Annotated in this window: 19 protein-coding genes; all 19 read right to left on the bottom strand. The window is 72.3% G+C overall.

Annotated features, from left to right (window positions below; translation table 11 throughout):
- Positions 1 to 1,042 precede the first annotated feature (1,042 nt).
- Positions 1,043 to 1,957, bottom strand: a complete 915-nt coding sequence (locus tag ABD330_RS17610; RefSeq protein WP_344466042.1) for a TrmH family RNA methyltransferase — start codon at positions 1,955 to 1,957, stop codon at positions 1,043 to 1,045.
- 135 nt (positions 1,958 to 2,092) lie between these two features.
- On the bottom strand, positions 2,093 to 3,328 hold the full coding sequence (cobA, locus tag ABD330_RS17605; RefSeq protein ID WP_344466040.1) for a uroporphyrinogen-III C-methyltransferase: 1,236 nt from the start codon (positions 3,326 to 3,328) through the stop codon (positions 2,093 to 2,095).
- A 99-nt stretch (positions 3,329 to 3,427) separates the two neighbouring features.
- Positions 3,428 to 6,943, bottom strand: a complete 3,516-nt coding sequence (cobT, locus tag ABD330_RS17600; protein ID WP_344466038.1) for a nicotinate-nucleotide--dimethylbenzimidazole phosphoribosyltransferase — start codon at positions 6,941 to 6,943, stop codon at positions 3,428 to 3,430.
- A gap of 476 nt (positions 6,944 to 7,419) precedes the next feature.
- Positions 7,420 to 8,679 carry a precorrin-6y C5,15-methyltransferase (decarboxylating) subunit CbiE gene (gene cbiE / locus ABD330_RS17595; RefSeq protein ID WP_344466036.1) on the bottom strand — a complete coding sequence of 420 codons (1,260 nt, stop codon included), beginning with the start codon at positions 8,677 to 8,679 and terminating at the stop codon, positions 7,420 to 7,422.
- A 327-nt stretch (positions 8,680 to 9,006) separates the two neighbouring features.
- Positions 9,007 to 9,642, bottom strand: coding sequence for a GNAT family N-acetyltransferase (locus ABD330_RS17590; protein ID WP_344466034.1), 636 nt, complete (start codon positions 9,640 to 9,642; stop codon positions 9,007 to 9,009).
- Between the two features lie 228 nt (positions 9,643 to 9,870).
- Positions 9,871 to 10,701, bottom strand: coding sequence for a MetQ/NlpA family ABC transporter substrate-binding protein (locus ABD330_RS17585; RefSeq protein ID WP_344466032.1), 831 nt, complete (start codon positions 10,699 to 10,701; stop codon positions 9,871 to 9,873).
- Between the two features lie 114 nt (positions 10,702 to 10,815).
- Positions 10,816 to 11,547, bottom strand: a complete 732-nt coding sequence (locus tag ABD330_RS17580; RefSeq protein ID WP_344466030.1) for a methionine ABC transporter permease — start codon at positions 11,545 to 11,547, stop codon at positions 10,816 to 10,818.
- A complete protein-coding gene (locus ABD330_RS17575) occupies positions 11,544 to 12,569 on the bottom strand; it encodes a methionine ABC transporter ATP-binding protein (protein WP_344466028.1) in 1,026 nt (341 codons plus the stop codon). The genes ABD330_RS17580 and ABD330_RS17575 overlap by 4 nt, the downstream gene beginning before the upstream one ends.
- A 505-nt stretch (positions 12,570 to 13,074) precedes the next feature.
- A complete protein-coding gene (locus ABD330_RS17570; protein ID WP_344466026.1) occupies positions 13,075 to 13,575 on the bottom strand; it encodes a GNAT family N-acetyltransferase in 501 nt (166 codons plus the stop codon).
- Between the two features lie 317 nt (positions 13,576 to 13,892).
- Positions 13,893 to 14,354: a sigma-70 family RNA polymerase sigma factor gene (locus tag ABD330_RS17565; RefSeq protein ID WP_344466024.1), complete on the bottom strand. Its 462-nt coding sequence runs from the start codon at positions 14,352 to 14,354 to the stop codon at positions 13,893 to 13,895.
- Positions 14,355 to 14,501: 147 nt separating this feature from the next.
- The gene (gene argH / locus ABD330_RS17560) at positions 14,502 to 15,929 is read right to left on the bottom strand and encodes an argininosuccinate lyase (RefSeq protein ID WP_344466022.1); all 1,428 of its coding nucleotides are present in this window, start codon (positions 15,927 to 15,929) and stop codon (positions 14,502 to 14,504) included.
- 80 nt (positions 15,930 to 16,009) lie between these two features.
- Positions 16,010 to 17,203 (bottom strand): argininosuccinate synthase, encoded by a 1,194-nt coding sequence (locus ABD330_RS17555; protein ID WP_344466020.1) that lies wholly within the window; start codon positions 17,201 to 17,203, stop codon positions 16,010 to 16,012.
- A 157-nt stretch (positions 17,204 to 17,360) separates the two neighbouring features.
- Positions 17,361 to 17,909, bottom strand: coding sequence for an arginine repressor (locus tag ABD330_RS17550; RefSeq protein ID WP_344466018.1), 549 nt, complete (start codon positions 17,907 to 17,909; stop codon positions 17,361 to 17,363).
- A gap of 18 nt (positions 17,910 to 17,927) precedes the next feature.
- Entirely contained in the window at positions 17,928 to 19,247 is a 1,320-nt protein-coding gene (locus tag ABD330_RS17545; protein WP_344466016.1) for an acetylornithine transaminase, read from the bottom strand.
- Complete coding sequence (argB, locus tag ABD330_RS17540) at positions 19,244 to 20,176, bottom strand: acetylglutamate kinase (protein WP_344466014.1); 933 nt, start codon at positions 20,174 to 20,176, stop codon at positions 19,244 to 19,246. Before argB ends, ABD330_RS17545 begins: the two co-directional genes overlap by 4 nt.
- Before the next feature lie 18 nt (positions 20,177 to 20,194).
- Positions 20,195 to 21,370 carry a bifunctional glutamate N-acetyltransferase/amino-acid acetyltransferase ArgJ gene (gene argJ / locus ABD330_RS17535; protein ID WP_344466011.1) on the bottom strand — a complete coding sequence of 392 codons (1,176 nt, stop codon included), beginning with the start codon at positions 21,368 to 21,370 and terminating at the stop codon, positions 20,195 to 20,197.
- Entirely contained in the window at positions 21,367 to 22,395 is a 1,029-nt protein-coding gene (gene argC, locus ABD330_RS17530) for an N-acetyl-gamma-glutamyl-phosphate reductase (RefSeq protein ID WP_344466009.1), read from the bottom strand. Before argC ends, argJ begins: the two co-directional genes overlap by 4 nt.
- Before the next feature lie 296 nt (positions 22,396 to 22,691).
- Entirely contained in the window at positions 22,692 to 23,612 is a 921-nt protein-coding gene (locus ABD330_RS17525; RefSeq protein WP_344466006.1) for a flagellin N-terminal helical domain-containing protein, read from the bottom strand.
- Between the two features lie 48 nt (positions 23,613 to 23,660).
- Positions 23,661 to 24,281: a YidB family protein gene (locus ABD330_RS17520; RefSeq protein ID WP_344466004.1), complete on the bottom strand. Its 621-nt coding sequence runs from the start codon at positions 24,279 to 24,281 to the stop codon at positions 23,661 to 23,663.
- Positions 24,282 to 24,465: the final 184 nt, after the last annotated feature.

Raw genomic sequence — 24,465 nt, 5'->3', positions numbered from 1 at the left:
CCACGGCCTGCCGCCGGATCCGCTCCCGCGCGGCTCTCTCCGCGTCGGTCAAACCGCCGCCCTGTGCATACCTCACAGCACATGACTACCGGGACCGGCCCTCCGCAGGCAGGTGAACGCTACTGCTTCACCCATCCGAGCGACATCACGAGTTCAACTTCAGTAGCTGGTGTGGATGGTGAGCGTCTTCATTACCCGCCCTCTCGTATGGTCGACCGGGCCTGCGCTCCGGTCGAACTGTCTGCGACATGGCAGACACTTCCGAACTTCGACCGAGGGGTCAAGTCCCGTCGACCGGTGCGGAGTCGAGCACCAATTGGGCTAATCAACGTGCAATATCGGACATTTGGCGCTGCCGACGCAGCCAGAATGCCCATTTCGGACATCTCCGGACGGATTATCGATTCCGGCAATTCGGACATCGCATGGCTTGCAGCCTGCCGACGCCTTTAACGGGCTTAGCGCCCGAATCCCTGGCGCTGGCGGCCAGCCGAGGCTTGCCCTTGGCGGTATGGGCGTGGCGCTGGGGTTGCCGACAGGGCCCCTCTCCCGTCGGCGTGGGGTCAGCGAAGCACCCCAGCGACGCTCCAAGAGGTGGGCGGGCAACGAGACGGCCGTGCGCCTTCACGCGGGGCTGCTGGAGGTCTGAGCCAGCCTGCTGGGCGTTAGCGTCCTGCGGCCCAAGCTGCTTCCGGTCCCGCTTGCGGGGTCCGCCGGGTTCAAGGCCGGACGCAGGCTGCCAACATGGTGGGCAACGGTGTCTCGCCCCCTGCGGCGCTGGGTTGAACCGGGTTCTCGTGCGTGGTGGCCATTGCGCCGCGTCGGAGTGTCGAGCTTGGTGTATCCCGGCCGCCACAGCTTGCGAGCTGCGTGGAGGGCCTCCACGCGGCCAGCGAGGCAGCGAGAAAAAGGAGGGTTACCCTCCGTTGTGCTGGAGAAAGGAGGGTTACCCTCCTCCGCTGCCCCGACATGGAACAGCCCCGACCGAATGGCCGGGGCTGCGGTAGAGCAAGTGGCTACCGGCGCAGGTGAGTGATCTCTATCACCTGTGCTGTGCGAGCGCGTAGAAGCTGATCGCTGCCGCAGCCGCGATGTTCAGTGAGTCGATGTCATGGGACATGGGAATTCTGACCTTCAGGTCAGCCGCAGCGAGAGCCGCCTCCGAGAGCCCGTCGCCCTCGGACCCGAGCATGACCGCGCACTTCTTGAGCATGGCGTCCGGCACATCGCTGAGAGGGACCGCATCCGGCGCCGGAGTGAGCGCAAGCACTGCGTAGCCCGCCGCGCGCAGCTCGTCCAACGAAGCCGGCCAGGGGTCGAGCCGGGCGTACGGGACAGAGAACACCGCACCCATCGAGACCTTGACGGCCCGCCGGTACAGCGGGTCCGCGCAGTCCGGGGAGAGCAGCACGGCGTCCATTCCGAGCGCGGCGGCACTGCGGTACACAGCCCCGAGGTTCGCGTGATCAACGATGCTCTCAAGGACCACCAGCTGACTTCCGCCCGAGTCTTCGCAGGTCACAGGGTCTTGATCAGCAACGTATGATTCTGAGTCACACACATTGGTGTGGTCCACCAGGCCCTCCAGCACGGCCACCCGGCGAGCCCCGGCGAGGACGTCCGCCACGGCGGGGAGGGGCTGCCGCTCCATCGAGGCGAGGGCGCCGCGGTGCACGTGGTAACCGGTGACGGCCTCGGCGAGGCCGGGTTCGACCACGTGGACGGGGGCCTCGGTGTCGGCGATGACGTCCGCCATCACGTCCAGCCACTTCGCGGTGAGCAGCATCGAGCGCATCCGGTAGCCGGCTGCGACCGCGCGGCGGATGACCTTCTCCCCCTCGGCGATGAACAGGCCCTCGGCGGGTTCGCGGCGGCGGCGCAGCTCGACGTCGGTCAGGCCGGTGTAGTCGGCGAGCCGGGGGTCGGCGGGGTCGGTGACGGTACTTGGTTCGGACACGGTCCCGATCTTAGGGGGCGGGGAACTGTCGGTGCGGAGCGAGGTGCAACGTGCCCTCAGGGGTAACGCTGAGGGCGGTTGCCTTCCGGATTCGCGCAGTTCCCCGCGCCCCTGGGGTTGACCCCCTGGTACGGGTCAGTGGTTCAGGACGTTGACCACGTCGCCGATGACGATGACGGCCGGGGGCTTGACCTGTTCGGCGGTCACGGTGGCCGCGACGGTGGCGAGGGTGGCGTCGATACGGCGCTGGGCGGCGGTGGTGCCCTCCTGGACGACCGCGACCGGGGTGTCCGCGGAGCGGCCGCACTCGATGAGCTTGGCGGCGATCGCGCCGATCTTGTCGACGGCCATCAGCAGCACCAGGGTGCCGCTCATCCGGGCGGCGGCGTCCCAGTTGGTCAGCGAGCGGTCGTCACCGGGGCCGACGTGGCCGGAGATGACGGTGAACTCGTGGGTCATGCCCCGGTGGGTGACCGGGATGCCGACGGCCGCCGGGACGCTGATCGAGCTGGAGATGCCCGGGACGACGGTGACCGGGATCCCGGCCTCGGCGCAGGCGAGCAGTTCCTCGCCGCCGCGCCCGAAGACGTACGGGTCGCCGCCCTTGAGGCGGACCACGAACTTGCCGGCCTTGGCGTGGTCGATCAGGGTCCGGTTGATCGCCTCCTGGGCCATGAAGCGCCCGTACGGGATCTTGGAGGCGTCGATCACCTCGACGTGCGGCGCCAGCTCGGCGAGCAGCTCGCGGGGGGCCAGGCGGTCGGCGACGACCACGTCGGCGTCGGCGAGCAGGCGGCGGCCGCGCACGGTGATCAGGTCCGGGTCGCCCGGGCCGCCGCCGACCAGGGCGACGCCCGCGCCGTGCGAGCGGTACTGGCGGGCGGCGATGCCGCCGTCCCGCAGGCCGTCCACGACGGCGTCGCGCAGGGCCGCGGAGTGCCGGGGGTCACCGGTCAGCACGGCGACGGTGACGCCGCCGTCGCGGCCGGTGGCCGGGGTCCAGGCGGTGGCGGCGGAGGCGTCGTCGCTGCGCGAGCAGAACACCCGCAGACTCTCGGCCTCGGCGCTGACCTGCGTGTTCACGGCCGGGTCGTCGGTGGCGACCAGGGTGTACCAGGTGTCGGCCAGGTCCCCGGCGGCGTAGCCGCGCCGGTGCCAGTGGATCTCCCCGGCGTCGGCCATCGCCTGCACGGCGGGCGTGGTGCTCGGGGATATCAGGTGGACGTCCGCGCCGGCCGCGATCAGCGCGGGCAGCCGGCGCTGGGCGACCTGGCCGCCGCCGACCACGACGACGCGTCGTCCGGCCAGCAGCAGGCCGACCGGGTACGGGGTGAGGCCCTCGGTGCTGGGGTGGGGGTTGGGCGCGCTCATGGTCGGGGCTCCTGGGGGGACGGAGGTCTCTACGGGTACGGCGAAGCACTCCCCCGCACCGGCGCGCCCTCGGGCCGGTGCAGGGGATAGCGGGACGGATCAGGCCTTCTCGGTGACCCCGGCGGAGTCGAAGGTGGCTACATCGTGCATCGCACGAGCCGCACTCTGCACCAGCGGGAGCGCCAGCAGCGCGCCGGTGCCCTCGCCGAGGCGCAGGTCGAGGTCGATCAGCGGACGCAGGCCGAGCTTGGCGAGCGCGGCCTGGTGGCCGGGCTCGGCCGAACGGTGGCCGGCGATGCAGGCCGCCAGGACCTCCGGCGCGATGGCCTTGGCCACCAGCGCGGCCGAACCGGCGATCACGCCGTCCAGGATGACCGGCGTGCGCAGCGAGGCCGCGCCGAGCAGGAACCCGGCGATCGCGGCGTGCTCCAGACCGCCGACGGCGGACAGTACGCCGATCGGGTCGGCCGGGTCGGGCTGGTGCAGGGCCAGCGCGCGGCGCACGACCTCGACCTTGCGGGCGTGCGTCTCGTCGTCGATGCCGGTGCCGCGCCCGGTCACCTCGGCCGGGTCGACACCCGCGAAGACCGAGATCAGGGCGGCGGAGGCGGTGGTGTTGGCGATGCCCATGTCGCCGGTGATCAGCACCTTGTTACCCGCCGCGACCAGGTCGCGGGCGGTCTCGATGCCGACGCCGATCGCCTTGAGTGCCTCCTCCCGGCTCATCGCCGGGCCCTGGGTCATGTCGTCGGTACCCGGCTTGACCTTGCGCGGCAGCAGGCCGGTGGTCCGGCCCTGCTGGATGGCGTCCGGCAGCTCGGTCTTCACGCCGACGTCCACCACGCAGACCTCGGCGCCGACCTGGGCGGCGAAGGCGTTGACCACCGCTCCCCCGGCCAGGAAGTTGGACACCATCTGCGCGGTGACCTCCTGCGGCCACGGGGTGACGCCCTGGGCGTGCACGCCGTGGTCGCCCGCGAAGATCGCCACGCAGGCGGGCTCCGGGATCGGCGGCGGGCACTTGCGGCTGAGGCCGCTGAGCTGCGCCGCGATGATCTCCAGCATGCCGAGCGAGCCGGCCGGCTTGGTCATCCGCTTCTGCCGGTCCCACGCCTCGCCGAGCGCCTTGGCGTCCAGCGGGCGGATCCCGCGCAGGGTGTCCGAGAGCAGGTCGTGCGGCTCCTCGCCGGGCAGCGCGCGGTTGCCGTACTGCTCCTCGTGGACGACCCAGGAGAGCGGGCGCTTCTTGGCCCAGCCCTGCTGCTGCAGCTCGGGCTCGTCGGGGAAGGAGTCCACGAACCCGACGCAGAGGTACGCCACCACGTCGAGGTGCTCGGGCAGCCCGAGCTCGCGGACCATCTCCTCCTCGTCGAAGAAGCTCACCCAGCCGACGCCCAGGCCCTCGGCGCGGGCGGCCAGCCAGAGGTTCTCGACCGCGAGGGCGGCCGAGTACGGCGCCATCTGCGGCTGGGTGTGGCGGCCCAGGGTGTGGCGGCCGCCCCGGGTGCGGTCGGCGGTGACCACGATGTTCACCGGGGTTTCGAGGATGGCCTCGATCTTGATTTCCTTGAACTGCTTCGCCCGGCCCTTGGGCAGCGAGTCCGCGTAGGCGTCGCGCTGACGCTCCGCCAGCTCGTGCATCTTGCGGCGGGTCTTGGCGGAGCGGATGACCACGAAGTCCCAGGGCTGGGAGTAGCCGACACTGGGCGCGGTGTGGGCCGCCTCCAGCACGCGGATCAGCACCTCGTGCGGGATCGGGTCCGGGCGGAAGCCGTTGCGGATGTCGCGGCGCTCGCGGATCACCTGGTGCACGGCGTCGCGGCCGGCCTCGTCGTAGCCGGGGGCGGCGGGCGCGCGCTCGGTGAGCTCGGGGGCGTCCGCGACGGCCTCGGGAGCGGCCTCGGCCTCGGTCACAGCGGCGGTCTCCGTCTCGGTCGCGGTCTCCGTCTCGGGGGCTGGCTCCGCCTCGATCGCGGGCGCCGGTGCGGTGGCGGCCTCGGGCTCGGCCTCCGTCGTCGTCTCCACCACCGTCACGGCCTCCGGCTCCGGAGCGGTCTCCGGTGCGGCCTCGGGCTCGGTGGCGACCACGGCGGCCTGGGCCTCGACGGCCTCGGGCTCGACGGCGGCGGGCTCGACCGGTGCTGCCTGCTGCGGCTGCTCGGGCACGGCCATGTCGCCGGTGACCGTGGCCGTCTGCGGCTCGGCGACCGCCAGGGCGCCGGGCTCGGCGGCGACGGTCGGGAAGTCGAGCGGGGCGGGCGCGGCGAGGAAGGCGGAGATCCGGCGGGACTGGCCCGGCGCCGCCGGAGCGGTCGGCGCGCCGGCCTGGGCCGGAATGGCCGCGTGCGCGGCCTCGGCGGCCTGCTGGACGGTCTCGGTCTGCTGGGCGGCCTCGACCGGAACGGCTGCGGGCTCGACCACGGCCACTGCTTCCGGCGCTGCCTGCGCGTCGGCCACGGGGAGCTCGACGGCCTCGGGCACGGCGGCGGCCTCGACGGGAAGCGCCTCGACGGGCACGCTCTCCACCGGAGCGGTCTCCGCAGCGACGGGCTCGACCGCGACGGGCTCAGCAGCGACGGGCTCGACCACCGCCGGCACGGGCTCGGGCGCCGGCTCGACGGCGACCTGCTCGACCACCGGCTCCACCGGCGCCTCGACGGGTACCTCGACGGCCGCGGGCGCCTCGACGGCCACGGGCGCCTCGACCACCGGCTGCTCGGCAGGCTGCTCGACGGCCACCGGCTGCGCCGGTACGGCCGCCGGTACGGGTGCCTGCGGCTGCTGCTGGACCGGCCGGGCGGCGAACGCCTGCGGGTCCGCCTGGGCGGACGGGCCCCGGTCGGCCAGGGAGCGGACGGGGACGTGGCCGGTCATCAGCGACGGGTCCGGGATCGGCGGGCCGGCGTGCAGCGGTCGGCGCGGCGGCTGAGCGGCCGACACCTGGGGCTGGGCGGCGACCGGCGCCACCGGCGGCACGGGCTCGGCGGCGAACGCCTGGACGACCGGCTCGGCCTGCGGTACGGGCTGCGCCTCGGCCACCAGCTCGGCGGCGGGCACCTCGACGGCGACCGGCTCGGCCGCCACCAGCGGCGGGGCCACCGGCGGCCAGGACGGCTCGACGGGCGTGCCCTCCGCCGCGCCGGGGGCGGCGACGGTCTCGGCGGCCTGGGCGGCGGGCGCCGACGGGTCCTCGATCGTACGCAGCGTCATGGTGTCCGCCACCTGCGGCTGGGCGACGGCGGGAAGTTCGGCGACCATGACGGTCTCGACCGGTCCGAGGGGCTCGCCCCAGGCGGTCTGCGGGCCGGGCATCAGCAGGAGGTCGTCCTCGTCTTCGAGCTGGTCCGGCTGGTCGAGGAAGGTGAACGCCGGGCGCTGCTCGGCCGGCCAGCCCTCGGTGCCCTGGGCGGGCAGCTGTGAGACCGGCACCGCGCCGGGTACGCCGTAGCGCGCCGCGTCGGGCGAGACCACCCCGGGCAGCGGAGCCTCGGGCCCCGCGACACCGGGTACAGCAGTACCCGGTACGGAGACACCCTCCGGTCGGCCGAGCGGGCCGGGCCCGCCGAGCAGGTGCTCCGGCAGTCCCTCGCTGGGGACGTGGCCGCCATCGGTCATGTCAAAGCTCCTTCCAGGCCGCTTGCGCGCCCTTGGCGACGCGATCACCGACCGCAACGCCCAACTCCGCTCGGGGCGGACCGTGCTCCGGCCCGTCCGTCCACCAACTGGCGTCCGCCGCGCACACGCGCGGCAGCCATCCCCACCGGCGCACCGCGCCACCCCGGCCGGTGCCACCCACCGGGGTGGCACACCATCAGAAACAACGACCGCCCGGGGCAACCGGCACGACCGCACCGGACCCTACGGCATTCTTCCGGGCCGACACGTGTCGCGTCGAATGCCCGCACTCCGTACCGGTGTGGGTCGCACCACGTCAAAAGGTAGGTAAACGTACCGGATCGGGCACGGTCCACCGCTCGCCGAGCGCAACCAGGACGCCACCCTACCGGCCGCCGCCGACAGCCTCTCGAATCGGTGTCCGGATGCGACGGGGATCACTGGGGACCGTCCCGCGGATCCGGCGAGTCGGGCCGTCAGGAACCCTGCTCCCCCCAGAGCACGAGGGTCTGCTCGCCCGCTCCGAAGGAGAGCCCGGCACCGGCACCACGCACCGGAACGAGCGGGGTCGACTGGAGCAGCGCGCCGTCCACCCGGTAGCCGGCGGCCGCGATGGCCTCCCGGATCTCCTCCGCCTCGGCGAGCGAGTGGGCCACGGCGACCAGCCGCTCGGGGCGGCGGTCCAGGACGGCCCGCAGCACCTCGGCGCCGCCGGACTCCACCACGACGGCGTCAGGTTCGGGCAGGCCGCCGAGCACCTCGGGCCCGACGCCGTGGACGGGCTCGACCTCGACGCCGTACCGGCGGGCGTTCACCGCGATCTGGGCGCAGGCCGAGCGGTCCGCCTCCACGGCGACCACGGCCGCGCCGAACCGGGCGGTCTCGATCGCCAGCGCCCCGGTGCCCGCGCCGACCGCCCAGACCAGGTCGCCGGGGACCGGTCCGAGCCGGGCCACCGCCAGCGCGCGGACGTGCGGGGGCAGCGCGTGCGGGGCGTCCTCCGCCGGCTGCGCGCCGCGCTCCGTGCCCGCGTACGCCTCGTCGGGCAGCGCCCAGCCCCGGTCGGGGCCCGGGAAACCGACGGGCCGTCCGGCCAGCCAGCCCGCCGCCTCGCCCGCGACATGGCTCTGGCTGCCGCCGCCGATCACCAGGACGACCGCCGGGTCCCGCCAGACCTGGTCCGGCACCCGCTCGGAGGTGAGGACGGTGACGGCCTCCTCCGGGGTGCCGAGCGCCTCGCAGACCACGAAGGTCCGGTGGACACCGCGCAGCATCAACGCCAGCTCGCTCGGGCCCGCGTCGGCGCTGGTGAGGACGGCGACCTTCGGATAGGCGCGGCAGACGTTGGCGGCACGGCGCAGCCGTCCGCCGTGCGTGCTCACCACCTGGGCGTCCTCCCAGGGCATCCCGGCGCGGGCGAAGGCGGCGGCCACCGAGGAGACGGCAGGCAGCACTTCGAGTTCGAGCCCGTACTCGGGCCGGCGCAGGGTCCGGACGACGCCGAAGAAGCCCGGGTCCCCCTCGGCGACCACCACGGCCGCGCCGCGCTGCTCGGCGATCCGACGGGCCGCCAGCTGGACGCTGCCCAACGCGACCCGCTCGGCGCCCGGCGGGACGGGCAGCGCCGCCAGTTGGTACGGCGCTCCCGCCACCAGGGTGGCTCCTGCCAGCGCTGAGCTGGCCGCCTCGGTCAACGGCGTACCGTCCCACCCGATGACCGTGATCCGGTCAGCCATCTGCGGCTGTTCTCCCTCGGCTCTGCACCCCACGAAACCCCACGAAAGGTCCGGACCAGTCCTCGGCCCGTCCAGGAGCAGAGGCTACCCGGTGCGGTTGGCCTTGCGGCGCAGACCCGCACACCTGAGCGAGGGCCTCGGGGCTCCGTCCCGGGGGTGCGGCGCTGTGCCTTCCGATTCGCGCAGTTCCCCGCGCCCCTGGGGTAACCGTGTCCGCGAGGCCCCCTGTACGCGGTCCCTGGGCACGTTCGGGGGTGCGGCGCTGTGCCTTCCGATTCGCGCAGTTCCCCGCGCCCCTGGGGTAACCGTGCCCGCGAGGCCCCCTGGTCAGTCGTGGAAGGCGTAGGGCTGGTCGGCCCAGTCGTCGTTATGGGGGGCGTCGAGGTCTTCCGGGAGGAGGCTCCAGAGCAGGAGGTCGCTTCGGGTCTCCGCTCCCCGCTCGGTGGGGGCCCACTCGCCGCCGCGCACTATCCAGGCGCTGCGCAGCACGCCCTCGCTGATCGAGCCGATCTTCTGGGCGACCTGCTGGCCGGCGGTGTTGCCCGCCGCCGTGCGCAGTTCCAGCCGGAGGAAGCCACGGTCCTCGAACAGCCACTGGGCGACGCCGAGGACGGCCTCGGGGGCGTAGCCCTCGCCGCGGGCCCAGGGGGCGGTGATGAAGCTGACCTCGGTGGAGCGCAGGCGCCAGTCGGTGCCGCGCAGCTCGACGATGCCGACCACCCGCTGGGTGAGGTGCTCAGTGACGGCGAAAACGATTCCGCGCCCCTGCGCGCGGCGGGCGGGGGCGAGGACCTGGGACCATTCCAGGGCGTGCCCCTCGGTGAAGGGCTGCGGGATCGCCGTCCAGGTGTGCACCAGCTCGTCCGCCATCATGGCGACCAGGCTGGGGGCGTCGTCGTCCTCAAGGGGTCGCAGCAGCAGTCTCTCGGTGCTGATGGCGGTCTCGGGGAAGCTCGCTGGCATGCCGTCTCTCCTCGCCGGGTCGTGGACACACCGTACGCCCCACCCGTTCTCGGACGTGTCAGGGTACCGGCAAACAGTACGACGGCACGTCAGATGTCCGTCCGGCGTGCCGTGCCGCGTCGCGCTCGCACGGCACGCGGCCGGGCCCCCGCCGCGGTGTCGCGGAGGGGGCCCGGTGCGGATCGGGCGGTGCGGATCGGGCGGTGCGGATCGGGCGGTGCGGGTCGGTCAGAAGGCCGGGGTGACCGAGCCCTTGAAGGTGTCGTCGATGTACTTCTTGACCTCGTCGGAGTGCAGCAGCTGGGCGAGCTTCTGGACCCGCGGGTCGTTCTCCTTGCCCTTCTTGACGGCGAGGATGTTGGCGTACGGGTTGCCGGCCGCCTTCTCCAGCAGGATCGCGTCGGTGGCCGGGTGCAGGCCGGAGTCGAGCGCGTAGTTGCCGTTGATGACGGCGGCGTCGAGGTCGGCGATGGAACGCGGCAGCTGGGCGGCGTCCAGCTCCTTCCACTTCAGGTGCTTCGGGTTGCCCGTCACGTCGGCCGGGGTGGCGGCGGTACCGGCGCCCGCCTTCAGGGTGATGACGTTGTTGTCGGCGAGCAGCTTGAGCGCGCGGCCCTCGTTGGTGGCGTCGTTGGGCAGGCCGACGGTGGCGCCGTCCGCGAGCTCGGTGACGGCCTTGACCTTCTTGGAGTACAGGCCGAGCGGCTCCAGGTGGACGGCCTCGACCGAGACGATGTCGGTGCCGTGCTTCTTGTTGAAGTCGTCGAGGTACGGAACGTGCTGGAAGTAGTTGGCGTCCGCCGAGCCGTCCTGGACGGCCGTGTTGGGGGTCACGTAGTCGGTGACGACCTTCACGTCGAGCTTCAGGCCCGCCTTGTCGGCCAGGTTCTTCTGGATGTACTCCAGGATCTGGGCGTGCGGGGTCGGGCTCGCGATGACGGTGAGCGGCTTGTTCGGGTCGGCGGCGCCGGACGACGAGGAGCTGCTGCTGCAGGCGGCCACGGACAGGGCGAGGCCTGCGGTGGCGAGGACGCTGGTGAACTTCAGGACGTTACGCACGAAAAGTGCCTTTCTCCGTTGAGCGGGTGGCGGCCGGGCCGGTTCTCGGCCGGCGGCTGCCGGTGTCTCACTGCCGGCCCGGTCGGGCGGCAGCGTGGTCAGTTGGTCAGTTGGTCAGGTGGTCTCGTCGGCCGCGGCGGCTGGCGCGGTGGCACGGCGGCGCAGCAGGCGGACGGTGCCGCCGGAGTGGCCCCGGTCGGTCAGGCGGCGGACGATGCTGTCGCCGATCAGCTGGATGATCATCACCAGCACCACCAGCTCCGCGACGATGACCCACATGAACGCGGTCTCGAAGCGCTGGTAGCCGTAGTTGACCGCGAGGGTGCCGAGGCCGCCGCCGCCGACCGTCCCGGCCATCGCCGAGAAGGCGATCAGGGCGATGACCGTGGTGGTGACGGAGGAGACCAGCGCGGGCAGCGACTCCGGCAGCAGCACCTTGCGGACGCTGGTCCAGGTGGAGCCGCCCATCGCGTGGACGGCCTCCAGCAGCCCGCCGTCCACCTCCCGGACGGAGGTCTCGACCAGCCGTGCGAAGAACGGGATGGCACCGATGGCGAGCGGCACGGTGGCGGCCTGCCAGCCGAGGGTGGTGCCGACCACGCCGCGGGTGAAGGTCTGCAGGGCGACCATCAGGATGATGAACGGCAGCGAGCGGCCGACGTTCACGATCAGCCCCGCCACCCGGTTGACCACCGCGTTCTGCAGGGCGCCGCCCTTGTCGGTGAGCACCAGCAGCAGCCCGAGCGGCAGCCCGAGCAGCACGGTGGCGACGGTGGCGACGCCGACCATCTGGAGGGTCTCCCAGGTGGCGGGCCACATCAGTTGCTGCATGTCGTCCCAGGTCATGCGACCGCTCCGTTCCGCTGGTCCAGCACGTCGACCTGGAGGCCCTGCTCGCGCAGGAAGCCGATCGGGACCACGTTGTCCTGGTGGGCGCCCGGCAGTTCGACCCGCATCCGGCCGACCAGCCGGCCGCCGATGGTCTCGACCGCCGCGCCCAGGATGTTGATGTCGATCTGGTAGGTGCGGGCCAGCTGGGAGACGAACGGCTGGGCCGAGCTGTCGCCCTGGAAGGTGATCTCCAGGACGGTGTGCCCGGGGTGCCCGGCACCGAAGTCGCCGAGCGGGAACAGCTCGCGGGCCAGCAGCGAGTCCGGGCGGGCCAGCAGGTCGGTCAGCTCGCCGGCCTCGACCACCTTGCCGCCGCGCATCAGGGCGGCCGAGTCGCAGACGGTCTTGATGACGTCCATCTCGTGGGTGATCAGCAGGACGGTGAGGCCGAGCTGCCGGTTGAGGTCGCGCAGCAGGCCGAGGACGGAGCGGGTGGTCTCCGGGTCGAGGGCGGAGGTCGCCTCGTCGGAGAGCAGCACCTTGGGGTCGCCGGCCAGGGCGCGGGCGATGCCGACCCGCTGCTTCTGGCCGCCGGAGAGCTGGCCGGGGTAGCTGCGGGCCTTGTCGGCGAGGCCGACCAGGTCGAGCAGTTCGGCGGCCTTGCGGCGGCGCTGGGTGCGGTCGAGCCCGATGATCTCCAGCGGGAGTTCGACGTTCTCCTGGACGGTGCGCGAGGAGAGCAGGTTGAAGTGCTGGAAGACCATGCCGATCCGGCGGCGGGCGGCCCGCAGGTCGCGTCCGGCCCGGTGCTCCCGGCCGGCGAGGGCGGTGAGTTCGAGCCCGTCCACGGTGACGCTGCCGGAGCTCGGGCGCTCCAGCATGTTCACGCAGCGGATGAGGGTGCTCTTGCCGGCGCCACTGGTACCGACGACTCCGTAGACCTCGCCCTCGCGGACGTGCAGGTCGACACCGGCGAGGGCGGTGACCTCGCGGCCTCGGGAGCGGTAGACCTTCGTGAGGTCCTTGGTGGTGATCACAGCTGCTTCCGTTGGTCGGGGGCGGACGGCGTGGGGCGCCGCCGTACCGGGAGACGGTTCCGGGAGACGGTTCCGGGGGGCGGTCGGCGGCGCACGGGGGCACGCCGGAGACGCGGGTGCCCTGCCTTGATCGTGGGTGTTGCGCGGTACGGGCGCGCGGGAGCGTGGCCCTTACGGGTCAGCGGGGGGAACGGTGCGTCAGGCACCGCGGATGCCCGGCTTGCGGGCTGCTCGCTTCGGGGCGCGAGGAGGGGACGAGGGCCCTCAGCAGTGACACATTCGACAACAGCACATGCAGAGCCCACCTGCCGGCGTGGTGCCGGTCGGGGTGCAGGTCGTCGTCGCAGTCATGTCTGCAAGTAAATCAGACCGGGCGCTTTCGTCCCAGTTATCAGGACCTCATGTCCGCAATACGGACACGACGTAGGCGTACCAACGGCAGCGGCGCCCGACCGGGTGGTCGGGCGCCGCGAGGAGCACATGAAAGCGCAGGGGCGGCCGGGGGTCAGGCCGTGGCGGCCAGCGGGGTGCGGGCGGACTTCTCCAGGGTGACCATGCTGAGCCGGCGGCTGACCTCGCGCACCGCCGCCTGGCGGTAGCCGTGGCGGGCGTACAGGCGCAGGTTGCCGAGGCTGCGGTGGCCGGTGAACAGTTCGAAGGCCCCGACGGAGTACTCCTCCAGGAGCAGGCGCTCCACCGCTTCCAGCAGGCGCCCGCCGAGGCCGTGGCGCTGCATCCGGGGGTGGACGACCAGGCGGCCGATCCGGGCCGTGCCGCTCTCGTCCGCCCGGCCCCGGACGGTGCCGACGACCTCGTCGCCCAGCTTGGCGACCAGGACGTGCCGCTCGGCCAGCTCCGCCCGGAGGCTCTCCAGGGTCTGGGTCAGTGGTTCCATCGCCCAGTCGCCGTAGAGCTCGGCCTCGCTCTGGAAGCCGAGGTACTGGAGCTTGAGGATCTGCTCCGCGTCCTCTTCGTTCGCCACCGAGATGATCACGCTCATGCCCATGCGGGGCCTCCCCATCGCTTAGTTCCCCGGTGCGCGAGTGAGGGTCCGCACCGGCTGCCCTGCCGAAGGTGTGCCCGGACGGGGATCGGCCCTGACCGGGAGTGACACAGCCACGTGCCCCGGCGGTCACCGGGGACGGACCTGTGCTCACGCTCAGTATCCGGCCGGCCGGGCCACCGTCAAGGGGACGTTCGCCACCGCTCTACCCCGGCGCCGCCTGCTTTCAACCTCCCGGCCGTCTCGCGTGGCGAGCGTCACGCGGGCCCGGCGCCGCGGCGGCCGGCTCCGCCGCCCGTGCGCCGCACCGGGCGGCGGTCTCAGTCCCGGTGGCTGTTCAGCAGGGCGCGCAGGCAGGCCAGGCAGCGCGAGCGGACCGGTCCGATACTGCCACGCGGCATGCCGAGGCGGTCCGCGAGTTGCTGGTATGTCAGGTCGGGACGTTCGGCGAGCGCCGTCAGGAGCCCCGGGCAGCGGCCCGGCAGCCGGGCCAGCGCCCGCCGGACGGCCCGCCCGCGCTCGGCGGCGAGCACCTCGTCCTCGGCCGACGGCAGGCTGGCCAGGGGCTCGGGGGCCGTCCGGGTGACGGGCCGGCACTCCTGGAGCGTCAGGGCGCGCAGCCAGGAGGTCAGGTCGCGCGGCAGCCCGCCCTCCGCCGCCCGCGCCAGGACGCGGAGCCAGACGTCCTGCTCCAGGTCCTGCGGGTCGAGCCGGTGGCGGCGGGCGAGGGCCGCCGCGAGCGGGGCGAAGGCGGGGCGCAGCTCGCTGATGCAGGGGGTCACACGAGTACGAACGACTCGGGTGTGCGCGAGGTTAGCCGGGCGGTCGGCCGCAGGGGCGCGCGGGGCCGCGCGAGAGGCGGAAGCGGCGTCGCACGCCCTTCCGCCCCCCGCGCGGCCCCGCGCGCCCCTGGAGGCCTGCCGGAGAGGTCAGCCCTGGACCCACTCCTGCTGGACGGCGAGGTCGGCCTTCAGCTCGGCCAGCTGGGTGGCGACGGCCGACGGCGCGGTGCCGCCCCGGCCGTTGCGGGAGGCGATCGAGCCGTGCACGGTGAGCACCGAGCGGACCTCGGGGGTCAGGTGCTCGGAGACGGCGGCGAACTGCTCGTCGGTCAGGTCGGACAGCTCGATGCCCTGGCCCTCGCAGACCTTGACGCAGGCGCCGGCGACCTCGTGCGCGACCCGGAACGGCACGTTCTGCCGGACCAGCCACTCGGCGATGTCGGTGGCCAGCGAGAACCCGGCCGGGGCCAGCTCCTCCAGCCGCTCCCGGTGCACGGTCAGGGTGGCCATCATGCCGGTGAAGGCGGGCAGCAGGACTTCGAGGGTGTCGCAGGAGTCGAAGACCGGCTCCTTGTCCTCCTGGAGGTCCCGGTTGTACGCGAGCGGGAGGGCCTTGAGGGTGGCCAGCAGGCCGGTGAGGTTGCCGATCAGGCGGCCGGACTTGCCCCGGGCCAGCTCGGCGATGTCCGGGTTCTTCTTCTGCGGCATGATCGAGGAACCGGTGGAGAAGGCGTCGTGCAGCGTGATGAAGCCGAACTCCTTGGTGTTCCAGATGATCACCTCCTCGGCGATCCGGGAGAGGTTGATCCCGATCATCGCCGTCACGAAGGCGAACTCGGCGACGAAGTCACGCGAGGCCGTGCCGTCGATCGAGTTGCCGGCCGAGCCGCGCTCGAAGCCCAGCTCGGCGGCGACCGCCTCCGGGTCCAGGCCGAGCGAGGAGCCGGCCAGCGCGCCGGAGCCGTACGGGGAGACGGCGGTGCGGACGTCCCACTGGCGCAGCCGCTCGGCGTCCCGGCCGAGGGCCTGCACGTGCGCGAGGACGTGGTGGGCGAAGAGGACGGGCTGGGCGTGCTGGAGGTGGGTGCGGCCCGGCATCGCGGTGTCGGGGTGCGCCTCGGCGAGTCCGACCAGGGCGTGCTGGAGGTCGAGCAGCAGCCCGCCGATGATCTTCCCGTGGTCCCGCAGGTACATCCGGAACAGGGTGGCGATCTGGTCGTTGCGCGAGCGGCCCGCCCGCAGCTTGCCGCCGAGGTCGGCGCCGAGCCGCTCCAGCAGCCCGCGCTCCAGAGCGGTGTGCACGTCCTCGTCGGCGACGGTGCCGGTGAAGGCGCCCGACTCGACGTCGGCCAGCAGCTGCTCCAGACCGCCGAGCATGCCGTCCAGCTCGGCCCCGGTCAGCAGCCCCGCCTTGTGCAGGACCCGGGCGTGCGCCTTGGAGCCCGCGATGTCGTACGGCGCGAGCCGCCAGTCGAAGTGCACCGAGGCGGAGAGCTTGGCCAGCGCCTCGGAGGGGCCGTCGGCGAAGCGCGCGCCCCAGAGTCGGACGTCGGCGCTGTTCTGGTCGGCGGTCATCGCGTGGGCTCCTTTACGAGGGGTGGGTGGGGGCGAGCCCCGGCCGTCCGGGGGTACGGCCGGGGCTCCGTGGGGGTGGCTCAGGCGAGGTCGCGACGGGCGGCGATCTTCGAGGAGAGGCCGAAGATCTCGATGAAGCCCTTGGACATCGACTGGTCGAAGGTGTCGCCGGTGTCGTACGTCGCCAGGTTGAAGTCGTACAGCGACCGGTCGGACTTGCGGCCGTCGACGACGGCCCGGCCGCCGTGCAGGACCATCCGGATGTCGCCGGAGACGGACTGGTTGGCCTCGTTGACGAAGCCGTCCAGCGCCCGCTTGAGCGGGGAGAACCACAGGCCGTCGTAGACCAGCTCGGCCCAGCGCTGCTCGACCTGCCGCTTGTAGCGGGCCAGTTCGCGCTCGACGGTGACGTTCTCCAGGGCCTGGTGGGCGGCGATCAGGGCGATCGCGCCGGGGGCCTCGTAGATCTCGCGGGACTTGATGCCGACGAGCCGGTCCTCGACCATGTCGAGGCGGCCGACGCCCTGGGCACCGGCCCGCTTGTTCAGCTCCTCGATCGCCTGGAGGACCGTCACCTTGCGGCCGTCGATCGCGACCGGCACGCCGGCCTCGAAGCTGATGACGACGGTGTCGGCCTCGCGCGGGGTGGCCGGGTTCTGGGTGTACTCGTAGACGTCCTCGATCGGGGCGTTCCAGATGTCCTCCAGGAAGCCCGTCTCGACGGCCCGCCCGAAGACGTTCTGGTCGATCGAGTACGGGTTCTTCTTGGTGGTGACGATCGGGAGGTTCTTCGCCTCGGCGAAGGCGATCGCCTTGTCCCGGGTCATCGCGTAGTCGCGGACCGGGGCGATGCACTTCAGCTCGGGGGCCAGCGACTGGATGCCGACCTCGAAACGGACCTGGTCGTTGCCCTTGCCGGTGCAGCCGTGGGCGACGGTGGTGGCGCCGTGCTTCTTGGCGGCGGCGACCAGGTGCTTGACGATCGCCGGGCGGGAGAGCGCCGAGACCAGCGGGTACTGGCCCTGGTAGAGGGCGTTGGCCTTGAGCGCCGGGAGGCAGTACTCGTCGGCGAACTCCTCGCGGGCGTCGGCGACCTCGGCCTCGACGGCGCCGCAGTCCAGGGCGCGCTGACGGATGGCGTCCAGGTCCTCGCCGCCCTGGCCGACGTCGACCGCGACGGCGATGACCTCCGCGCCGGTCTCCTCGGCGATCCAGCCGATGCAGACGGACGTGTCCAGACCGCCCGAGTAGGCGAGTACGACGCGCTCGGTCACGGCTTTCTCCTTCACAACAGGACTTCAACGGGGTTTGCGGTATGCGGGTCCCATACGGCGATAGGCATAAGTATGCACTAGACCGTATGAAACTCAAAACGTCGGGTGGTGACGGGTCCGAACGGGTCCTGCGGGCGGGCGGCGGCCCCGGCGGTGCCTACTGGGCCTTCGCCTGGGCCAGTTGCATCAGGTGGTCGGCCAGCGCCTGGCCGCCGGACGGGTCCCGGCTGATCAGCAGCACGGTGTCGTCGCCCGCGATGGTGCCGATGATCTCGAACACCTCCGCCTGGTCGATCGCCGAGGCCAGGAACTGCGCCGCGCCGGGCGGCGTGCGGAGCACCACGAGGTTGCCGGAGGCCGTCGCCGACACCATCAGCTCGCCCGCCAGCCGGGCCATCCGGCCCTCGCTGGCGGACTCCCCCATCGGCGCGCGCGGCGTACGGTCGCCGCCCTCGGCCGGGACGGCGTAGATGAGCGCGCCGTCCCGGTTCCGGATCTTCACCGCACCCAGCTCGTCCAGGTCCCGCGAGAGGGTGGCCTGGGTGACCACGAGTCCGTCGTCGGCGAGCAGCTTGGCCAGCTGGCTCTGCGAACGGACGGGCTGACGGGTCAGCAGATCCACGATCCGGCGGTGGCGCGCGGTACGGGTCTGCGGGACCTGTGAGGTCGGCCCGGCGGCGGGCTGCTCGGGGTGGGATGCGGTCATATTGATAATTCTCCCGGACTACGCTCGGGGCTTCGCGTCGGGGGCCGTATCGCCCCGGCCGCCGGCCCCGCCATCGGCACCGCCGTCGGCCCGGACGCTGTGCAGGATCCCCGGCAGCGCGGCCAGCAGGCGGTCGGCCTCCTGCTCGGTCAGCACCAGCGGCGGCACCAGCCGGACGGCGTCCGGCACGGCCGCGTTCACCAGGAACCCGGCCTCCTGCGCCGCCGCCTGGATCCGCACCGACACGGGCTCGTTCAGCACGATGCCGAGCAGCAGACCGGCGCCCCGGACCTGCGCGACCAGCGGGTCGCCGATCGCCTCGATGCCGGTGCGCAGCCGGTCGCCGACCTTGCGGACGTGGTCGAGCAGGCCCTCGGACTCGATGGTGTCGAGTACCGCCAGCGCCGCCGCCGCGACCACCGGGTTCCCGCCGAAGGTGGTGCCGTGCTGGCCCGGCCGCAGCAGGTGCGCGGCCTCGCCGTACGCGACCACGGCGCCGATCGGCAGCCCGCCGCCGAGCCCCTTGGCGAGCGTGATCACGTCCGGTTCGACGCCCTCGTACGCCTGGTGGGCGAACCAGTGGCCGGTCCGGCCGATGCCGGTCTGCACCTCGTCCAGGATCAGCAGGGTGCCCGTCGCCCGGGTGATCTCGCGGGCGGCCACCAGGTAGCCCTCTGGCAGCGGGATCGCGCCGTTCTCGCCCTGGATCGGCTCCAGGAAGACGGCCGCCGTGTCGGTGGTGACGGCGGCCCGCAGCGCCTCGATGTCGCCGAACGGGACGTGTGTGACACCGGGTGCCAGCGGGCGGAACGGCTCCTGCTTGGCCGGCTGGGCGGTGAGCGCCAGTGCGCCCATCGTCCGGCCGTGGAAGGCGCCCTGGAGCGAGACCACGTGCGTGCGGCCGGTCAGCCGGCTGATCTTGAGCGCGGCCTCGTTGGCCTCGGCGCCGGAGTTGCAGAAGAACACCTGGGCGCCGCGCGCCTGCGCGTCGCGGCCGGAGATCTCGATCAGCCGCTCGGCGAGCCGGACGGTGGGCTCGGCCAGGAAGAGGTTGGAGATGTGCCCCAGCTGCCCGATCTGCCGGGTGACCGCCTCGACCACCGCCGGGTGCGCGGTGCCGAGCGCGTTGACGGCGATGCCGCCGACGAAGTCGAGGTACTCCTTGCCGTCGGCGTCCCAGACCCGCGCGCCCGCACCGCGCACCAGCGGGATCCGGGGGGTGCCGTAGTTGTCCATCATCGCGTGCTGCCACCGCTGGGTGAGTTCCGCGTTGCCGCCGCCTGCGGTGGTGCCGGCTGCGGTGGTACTGCCTGCGGTGCTGGTTCCTGCGCTGGTCATGCCAGCCCCCCGATCACGGTCGTCTCGTCGTCCGGCACCACCATGGTGCCGATGCCCTCGTCGGTGAAGATCTCCAGCAGCAGCGAGTGCTGCACCCGCCCGTCCAGCACGCGGGCGGTGCCCACGCCCGAGCGGACGGCGTTCAGGCAGCCCTCCATCTTGGGGAGCATCCCGGACGCCAGGGTCGGCAGCAGCTCCTCCAGCTCGCTGGCGCCGAGCTGGCTGATCACGTCGTCGGAGTTCGGCCAGTCGGCGTACAGCCCCTCGACGTCGGTCAGTACCACCAGCATCTCCGCGCCCAGCGCCACCGCGAGGGCGGAGGCGGCGGTGTCCGCGTTGATGTTGTAGACGTGGCCGTCGGTGGAGCGCGCGATGCTGGAGATGACCGGGATGCGGCCGTCCGCGATCAGCGCCTTCACCGCGCCCGCCTCGATGTTGACGATGTCGCCGACCAGCCCGATGTCCACCTGCTCGCCGTCCACCACCGCGTACCGCTTGACGGCCGTCATGGTGTGCGCGTCCTCGCCGGTCATCCCGACGGCGAACGGGCCGTGCTCGTTCAGCAGCCCGACCAGCTCCCGCTGAACCTGGCCCGCCAGCACCATCCGGACCACGTCCATGGTCTCCGGGGTCGTCACCCGCAGGCCGTTGGTGAACGAGGACTCCAGGCCGAGCTTGGACAGCTGCGCGCTGATCTGCGGGCCGCCGCCGTGCACCACGACCGGGTGCAGGCCGGCGTAGCGCAGGAACACCACGTCCTGCGCGAACGCCGCCTTCAGCGACTCGTCCACCATGGCGTTGCCGCCGAACTTGATCACGACGGTCTTGCCGTGGAAGCGCTCCAGCCACGGGAGCGCCTCGATCAGGGTGAGTGCCTTGGGCAACGCGGTGTTGTTGCGGGCCTGTTCGCCCTTGGGTGCGATCTGCACTGCTCTGTCCCCCGGGGATCAGCTGGAGTAGGCGCTGTTCTCGTGCACATAGTCGGCGGTGAGGTCGTTGGTCCACACCGAGGCGCTCGCCCGCCCGGCCTTCAGGTCGGCGGTGATGACGATGTCGCGGCCGGTCATGTCGACCAGGTCGCGGTCCTCGCCGACGCAGCCGTCCCGGCAGACCCAGACGCCGTTGATCGCGACGTCGAGCCGGTCCGGGTCGAAGGCCGCCTTGGTGGTGCCGATCGCGGCCAGCACCCGGCCCCAGTTCGGGTCCTCGCCGTGCAGGGCGCACTTGAGCAGGTTGTTCCGGGCGATCGTCCGGGCGACGTCCACCGCCTCGTCCTCGGTCGCCGCGCCGGTCACGTCGATCCGGATGTCCTTGCTCGCGCCCTCGGCGTCGCCGACCAGCTGGCGGGCCAGGTCGGCGCTGACCGCGCGGACGGCCTCGGCGAACTCGGCCTGGTCCGGCGTGACTTCGGACGCGCCCGAGGCGAGCAGCAGCACGGTGTCGTTGGTCGACATGCAGCCGTCGGAGTCCACCCGGTCGAAGGTGGTCCGGGTCGCGGCGCGCAGCGCGGCGTCCAACTCCGCGCTCTCCAGCACGGCGTCGGTGGTGAGGACGACCAGCATGGTGGCCAGGCCCGGGGCGAGCATGCCCGCGCCCTTCGCCATGCCGCCGACCGTCCAGCCCGCCGCGCTGGTGACCTGGGCGGTCTTGTGCACGGTGTCGGTGGTCTTGATGGCGATCGCGGCGGCCTCGCCGCCGTCGGCGCTGAGCGCCTTGGCTGCCTGCTCGACACCGGGCAGCAGGACGTCCATCGGGAGGCGGACGCCGATCAGGCCGGTGGACGCCACGGCGACCTCGCCGGCGTTCAGCCCCAGCTCCCCGGCGACCTTCTCGGCCGTCGCGTGGGTGTCCTGGAATCCGCCCGGGCCCGTACAGGCGTTGGCACCACCGGAGTTGAGGACGAACGCGGAGACCTGACCGCCCTTGAGGACCTGCTCCGACCAGAGGACGGGGGCGGCCTTCACCCGGTTGAGGGTGAAGACACCGGCGGCGGCGAGCAGGGGACCGTCGTTGACGACCAGCGCCAGGTCGGGCGCGCCGGAGGCCTTGAGGCCGGCGGTGACACCGGAGGCGCGGAAGCCCTTCGCCGCCGTGACGCCGGTGTTCTGCTGCTGCGTGGTCACGGTGCGACTCCGTTCAGGGGGAGGCCCAGCTCTTCCGGCAGGCCGAGGGCGATGTTCATGCTCTGCACCGCGCCGCCGGCGGTGCCCTTCACCAGGTTGTCGATCGCGCTGATCGCGATCACCCGCCCGGCGTGCTCGTCCAGCGCGACCTGGATCAGCGCGGCGTTCGACCCGTAGACCGAACTGGTCTGCGGCCACTGGCCCTCGGGCAGCAGCCGGACGAACTGCTCGCCCGCGAAGGCCTCCTGGTAGGCCCGGCGGACGGCTTCGTACGTGACGCCCGGCTTCGCCTTGGCACTGCAGGTGGCGAGGATGCCGCGCGGCATCGGCGCGAGCGTCGGCGTGAAGGAGACGGTGACCGGCTCACCCGCGACCGGGTCGAGGTTCTGCGCCATCTCGGGCGTGTGGCGGTGCCCGCCACCGACGCCGTACGGGCTCATCGAGCCCATCACCTCGCTGCCGAGCAGGTGCGCCTTGACGGCCTTGCCGGCGCCGGAGGTGCCGGAGGCCGCGACGATCACGGCCTCGGGCTCGACCAGCTTCGCCGCGTACGCCGGGAAGAGCGCGAGCGAGACGGCGGTCGGGTAGCAGCCGGGGACGGCGATCCGCTTCGTGCCCTTGAGCGCGGCCCGGTGGCCGGGCAGCTCGGGCAGGCCGTACGGCCAGGTGCCGGCGTGCGGCGAACCGTAGAACCTCTCCCACGTCCCGGCGTCCTTGAGCCGGAAGTCCGCCCCGCAGTCCACCACCAGCACGTCCTCGCCGAGCGCCTCGGCGACGGCCGCCGACTGCCCGTGCGGCAGCCCGAGGAACACGACGTCGTGCCCGGCCAGCACCTCCGGCGTGGTCGCCTCCAGCACCCGGTCCGCCAACGGCAGCAGATGCGGCTGCAACCCCCCGAAACGCGCCCCGGCATTCGACCCGCCGGTCAGTGCCCCGATCTCCACCTCCGGGTGGCCGAGCAGCAGACGCAGCACCTCGCCGCCCGCATACCCACTGGCGCCGGCGACGGCGACTCGCAATGCCATGGCGTTTCCCTCTCCTACGACTAGGCATGAATATACGCACCACGGAACATTCATGCAAGGAGCTTCGGGTGAGGCCACGGCTGGAGGTTGTGACTGAGCGCTATGGTCAGCGGGTGCGCAGTTGATCTGGCGTCTTGAGTGTCCGGCGTTCTGCCTGTACAGCGATCTGCGGCCTCCCGCATTCCGATCCGCCAGGTTCGCTCGCCTCGGCTCTCCATGCCGTAGCGGCCCCCGGCGCAGCGCCGTTGTTGCGGCCGGGGGCGGCTGGGTACGTGGGCCGGTTCGGTTTCGGCGGGTCAGCCGAGTTGCTGGAGCAGGGGGAGGATGTTCTTCGGTTGGGCGTTGACCTGGGCGAGGACGGAGATTCCGGCCTGCTGGAGGATGCTGGCCTGGGTGTAGTTCGCGGTCTCCAGGGCGTAGTCGGTGGCCTCGATGCGCTCCCGGGCAGCGCTGAGGTTCACCACACCGGTGTCCTGGGTGCGGATGTTCGACTCAAAGCGGTTCTGGACGGCGCCGAGGATCGAGCGCAGGCTGGTGACCTCGACGAGGGCGGCGTCGATGGTGGACAGCGGGTCGATGAGGACAGTTCCCGCTGTGACCGCGTCCGCCTTGTCGGTGGTTGTCGTCCGCCCGTCCGCGCCCGTGTAGTTGATCTTGAGGGGGTCGGCTGCGTCGGTGAAGGCGAGGGTCTTGGAGACGTCGTACGACTCCAGGCCGAGGGTGTTGACGTTCAGCGTCTTCATGGCGACGGCGATGATGTCGCCGTCGTTGGCTCCGGTCTGGAAGTTCATGCTGGTGTTCTTGGCCAGCACTTTGACGCCGTTGAACTGGGTCTGCTGGGAAATCGTGTCGATGGCCTCCAGCCGCTGCGCGACCTCCTGCTGGATGGCCTGCCGGTCGGTGACGGCGTAGATGCCGTTGGCCGCCTGCACGGTCAGCATGCGGATGCGCTGGAGGTTGGTGGTGACTTCCTTGAGCGCGCCTTCGGTGGTCTGCGCGAGGGAGATGGCGTCGTTGCTGTTGCGGGACGCCTGGACGGACCCGTTGATCTGGGTGGTCATCCGGTCGGAGATGGCCAGCCCCGCGGCGTCGTCCTTCGAGGAGTTGATGCGCTTGCCGGAGGCGAGCCGTTCGGCTGCGCCGGTCATCGCCAGGCTCGTGATGTTCAGGTAGTTCTGCGTGGTGAGCGACATGATGTTGGTGTTGAGCGTCAGCATGTGATCGTCCCCAGTCAATGGTCTGTGCGGCTGTCGGCGGGAGGTCCGCTACGCGGATGTGTCGGTCACGGTCACGTCGTCCTGTGTCAGGACGAGCCGCAGGAGGTCCGGGTCGACCCAGCCGTTCGGGGAGATCGCATCGATGAACCCGGGCAGGACGCGCGTCAGCTCCGCGACGACCTCCGCCTTGTCCCAGCCGCGCATCTCGGCCAGGGCGGCGAGCGTCTCGTCGCCGAGGGCCTGAGTGACCTGTTCCTCGGTGAGCGGTTCGTTGGGCCCGGCGCCGAGCCAGGAGGAGGTCTGCGGCAGGGCGGCGGCCAGGGCGAGGGCCTCGGTTTCGATCTGGTCAGCCGCCCAGTCCTCTTCCGGGGTCAGGTCCGCGATCCGCGACGCGGCCCGGAACAGCTCGATGGTCTCGGCCGGGATGGCGTCCACGAGTGCGGGGATCTCCTCGGCGAGCGCGGCCGCCGCCTCCCCCTCGCTCAGCTGGGCCAGTTCGGCCAGCTCCGCCAGCATGCCGGCCGGTGCTGCGGCGGTGACCTCGTCCCCGGTCAGCGGCTCGTTGGCACCGCCGGCCGTCCACGAGTCGAACTTGGCCGCCGTGGCAGGGGATGCCGCCAGGGCCGCCAACAGCTGACCCAGCACCGGCGTAACCGTGTTCTCGCTCATCAATCTCCCTCAAGAAATGGTCATGCCCGAATCGTGACCGAACGGACTGCTGTCCGACAGGGCGTGAGGCAGCCGAGAGGACACGGGCTGCCTGCCGACGCGCTGCCGGACCGGACCGGACCATGCTCCTGGCGGCGACAGAGCCGGCGAAGGAATACCGGGAAAGATCATCCAATGCCGCCGG

The sequence above is a fragment of the Kitasatospora kazusensis genome, assembly GCF_039529945.1.
GTDB classification, from domain to species: Bacteria; Actinomycetota; Actinomycetes; order Streptomycetales; family Streptomycetaceae; genus Kitasatospora; species Kitasatospora kazusensis.
This window is presented reverse-complemented; position numbering and strand designations above follow the sequence as displayed.